Source organism: Arthrobacter sp. AL05, from assembly GCF_029960715.1.
Lineage (GTDB): Bacteria > Actinomycetota > Actinomycetes > Actinomycetales > Micrococcaceae > Arthrobacter.
On the sequence record NZ_JASBRC010000041.1, the window covers coordinates 1 to 3,483 of the forward strand.

At 63.8% G+C, this 3,483-nt stretch carries 4 protein-coding genes; 1 reads left to right on the forward strand and 3 read right to left on the reverse strand.

The annotated features are described in order from the left end of the window. The first annotated feature begins 492 nt into the window (after positions 1 to 492). Positions 493 to 942 carry a hypothetical protein gene (locus tag QK287_RS18280; protein ID WP_282361117.1) on the forward strand — a complete coding sequence of 150 codons (450 nt, stop codon included), beginning with the start codon at positions 493 to 495 and terminating at the stop codon, positions 940 to 942. A gap of 208 nt (positions 943 to 1,150) precedes the next feature. Here the strand turns inward: QK287_RS18280 and QK287_RS18285 are convergent, their stop codons facing one another. From QK287_RS18285 to QK287_RS18295, 3 genes are all read right to left on the reverse strand, one after another. After that, positions 1,151 to 1,480, reverse strand: coding sequence for a hypothetical protein (locus QK287_RS18285; RefSeq protein WP_226775679.1), 330 nt, complete (start codon positions 1,478 to 1,480; stop codon positions 1,151 to 1,153). 94 nt (positions 1,481 to 1,574) lie between these two features. After that, a complete protein-coding gene (locus tag QK287_RS18290) occupies positions 1,575 to 2,099 on the reverse strand; it encodes a redoxin domain-containing protein (RefSeq protein ID WP_282361118.1) in 525 nt (174 codons plus the stop codon). A 183-nt stretch (positions 2,100 to 2,282) separates the two neighbouring features. Beyond that, the gene (locus QK287_RS18295; protein ID WP_282361119.1) at positions 2,283 to 3,119 is read right to left on the reverse strand and encodes an alpha/beta hydrolase; all 837 of its coding nucleotides are present in this window, start codon (positions 3,117 to 3,119) and stop codon (positions 2,283 to 2,285) included. Between the last annotated feature and the right edge of the window lie 364 nt (positions 3,120 to 3,483).

Genomic DNA, 3,483 nt, shown 5'->3' on the forward strand with positions numbered 1-3,483 from the left:
CCGACATGCTCGTCGGCATCGCCAAAATCACCGTCAACACCAAGTAACACCCACCGCAAAAGCCGCCGGATGCATGGTCTGCACCGGCGGGAAGCGCCACGGATCCTCTCCAGGGGTCCGTGGCGCTTTTCTGTTCTCACACCCTGGCCCGGATCTTCTCAAGGGGTCGCGTGGAAACCGCCGGCGGCCCAGGAGCAGCGATGCAGCCGGCGTTAACGGTATGCGTTGAGCACAGTGGAGGAATGCGACGGTGAAATTGAGCCCCGGCTTCCGCCCCTGGGCTCTCTACCGGTCCGAAAGCGGCTCTTCCCGCCGCCTTTCGGTGTTTCGGGGGTCCAAGCCCCTGCCTGATCCTGAATGGTGGTGTGATGTAAGCAAGCAAAACCTGACCCGCAGAGGCTAACCGAGGCCCTCGCAGCCCGGTTCGCATCCCCGACGCGGAGCACCCGGCTCACGGTCGTCCTGGGCCGCTGGCTCGGGCTGAGTTTCACGGTGTGCTTCCTGACCGGGCTGTTCAGCCACGGCCTGCAGAACCCGCCCTCCTGGATGCTCTTCCCCACCAGCCCCGTCTGGATTTACCAGCTCACCCAGGGGATCCATGTCACCGCCGGGATCGCCTCGATTCCGCTGCTGCTGGCCAAGCTGTGGTCCGTCTATCTGGAGCTGCTCACGTGGCCGCCGGTCAAATCCGTCGCCCACGGCCTTGAACGTGCCTCAATCGCCCTGTTCATCGCCTCCTCGCTCCTTGAGCTGACCACCGGCCTGATCAATACCTACAAGTGGTATCCTCGGCCCTTCCCGTTCCGCGAGACCCACAGACGGGTCGGTATGTGCGCCTCCTGCAGCAGCGGGACCAGGTCCAGGGTGGTCCGGGGATTGGCGGCCGCGGCCATGGCCATCCACGACCTGTGGCAGGCCGGTTCGTTGCAGGGCGACAGGTAATCGGTGAGTTCCTCGTCGTTGAGTGTGCGTTTGACGGCACGCTGCGTGGATACCGCACGGGCGTCCAGAAGCTGCGGGGCCGTCGTGGCCGCCCGTACCTCCGGGTCCCGGAACCGTTCCACCGCAGGCACCGGCCACGAATCGAACACCACGGAGTTCATCAGCACGAGTCTGTTCACGCGCCCGCTGGGTGCCGCAATGTGCTGGGCTATTCCCCCGCCGATGGCATGCCCGGCCATATCGAAACTGTCCAGTCCGAGGCATCGGCGGCGGCCAGAGCTGTTTCGGCCAAGGCCGGGACAGTGGCGTGGCTGACGTCGAGTTCTCCGCCGCTGCGGCCGAACTCGGGCAAGTCCAGGGCAATGCACCGACTCGAAGTCCCCAGTGCGGGCAGGACCGGCAGCCTCACGCGGCTCCAGAAAGTCCCGTGCAGCAACAGCAGCGGAGGTGTCTGGTCACTGCCGCTGCCCAGATACGAAAGGGATGTCCCGGCGACCTCGATCTGGTCGCGCAGGACCGGGGCCAGAGGAGTGTTCAAGGTTTTAGTACCTCTCTTTTCAGCGCTTACCACTGTTGACCCCGGCTCAGGGGCGGTTCCGCCCATCCGCCGGACTCTGCCTGTACCCGAGGTCTCAGGCGGCCCCGCGTGCCGGGTAGTCATGGTCCTGGGCGTAGCGGACCCCTGCGATGACGTCGTCCAGGGATGGCCTGCCAAAGGGCATGGTGGCGGTGCTGGACCAGAACAAAGTCCCGTCCTCGTCCAGGATAAAGATGCCCGGTTCGTTGAAGAGGTCCGGCTCGCCGTCCTTGATTGCGTGGGACAGGTTCAAACCCCAGGACCGGGCGGATTCCTCCCTCAAGCCATAGGCCACGGGGAGGTTGGCGAGGTGCCACTGATCCACGATCCGGGTGCTTCGGCCCGATGTTTCCATGCTCACCGCGACGGCCCGGCCGATGCCGGCTGCCTTCAGGTCCTCGATCCGCTTATCGATCTCGGCCAGCTGTTTGCGGCAGATCGGGCAGTGCAGGCCGCGGTAGAAGACCACCAGGCTAAACCTCCCGTCAGTTCCGGTACCAAGCTTAAGATCATCGGTAGTTCCCCCACCAACCAGGGCGAGGGCGAGATCGGGCGCTGTCTGTGTAGGAAGAAGTGTCATGGCCTCGGCAACAAAGCCCGGCTCCCGCTAATTCCCTACGGTTCCGGTCATGCCCAGACGTCACCGTCCGGAAGAAAGCGTTAAGAGGCTCCCGGAACCGGGCGTTTGACACAGGGTGAGGCGCTCTCGCTGTCGCCTCACCCTGTTCTCGCCGCCGAGATGTATAGCTGCTGCGCTGGGCCGCTATTTCTGCAGGAAGGTCAGCAGTGCCTGGTTGAACTCCTCGGGGTGGCTCACGTTGCAGCCGTGTGGTGCGCCGTGGAGGACGTGCAGGTCGCTGCCCGGCAGGGCTGCGTGGGTCCGTGCACCGGATCCTTCGAAGGGCACGGTTCCGTCGCCGTCCCCGTGCAGGATCAGGGCCGGGACTCTGATGTTGGGCAGGTCGTCGCGGAAGTCGGTGGTTCCGAAAGCTTCCATGCAGGCCAGTGCCGCCTTTTTGTCAGCCTGCTTGCAGAGCTGGAGGGCTTCCTGACGCTGCTGCTCGGTCACTTTAAGCTCGCCGTTGACGGAGAAGAACTGCCGGGTAAAATCGTCGTAGAAGGAGTCTTCGTCCTTCGCCAGGCCTGCCGTCATCTCCGCTGCTGCGTCCTTAGTCAGTGGCCCGTCCGGGTTGTCCTGGCCTTGCATCAAGTACGGCGGGACGGCGGCCGCGAAAACCACGCTGCGCACCCGGTCGGTCCCGAATTTGGTGAAGTAGCGGGCTACTTCACCGCCGCCCATGGAGAAGCCGACGAGGGTAGTGTCGTAAAGCTCGAGTGCCTCGAGAAGGGCGTTCAGGTCTTCGGTGAGGGTGTCGTAGGTGTAGCCGGTGTTGGGCTTGTCGCTGCGTCCGAAACCCCGCCGGTCATAGGTAATAACCCTGTAGCCGGCAGCCCGCAGGGCAGGGACCTGGGCTGCGAAGGATTCCCCGGACAGGGGCCAGCCATGAATGAGGACGACCGGCCGGCCCGTTCCCCCCGTGTCGTCCACGTGCAGGTTCGTGTCCTTGAACAGTCCGTGATGGGCAATAACTTCAGTCATGAAAAGCCTCCAACTCTGAGATGGGATCGGCGCACGAAGCCGACTCCAACCGATTCGTAAGCAGGCTGTGTATTGGATGGGTCTTCGTTGGCTACGATCACCATCGAGTCAGCAGCGTCGCGGGTGGTCCTGAGTCAGGTCGTCTCAGGAAACCCCAGCGACGCCACCCCGCAGAGCGCCCCGGCTTGCCGGGTGCTAGAAGGCAGACTTCGACAATGGATGTGAAAGGTTGCCCGGCCACCCGTCCGTGATATGGATCACTACGAACTGTAAGTGTCAGCATCATGGGTTCTCCCATTCGCAGGGGTTTTGCGCTGCGTCTTCCGGCCGGGGGGCCGGAGGGAGTACTCTCCGGATTGTCATG

What these genes read in the sequence shown, in the direction of transcription:
- QK287_RS18290 (WP_282361118.1), bottom strand. Translation starts at nt 2,099, where the DNA reads ATGACACTTCTTCCTACACAGACAGCGCCCGATCTCGCCCTCGCCCTG.
- QK287_RS18295 (WP_282361119.1), bottom strand. Translation starts at nt 3,119, where the DNA reads ATGACTGAAGTTATTGCCCATCACGGACTGTTCAAGGACACGAACCTG.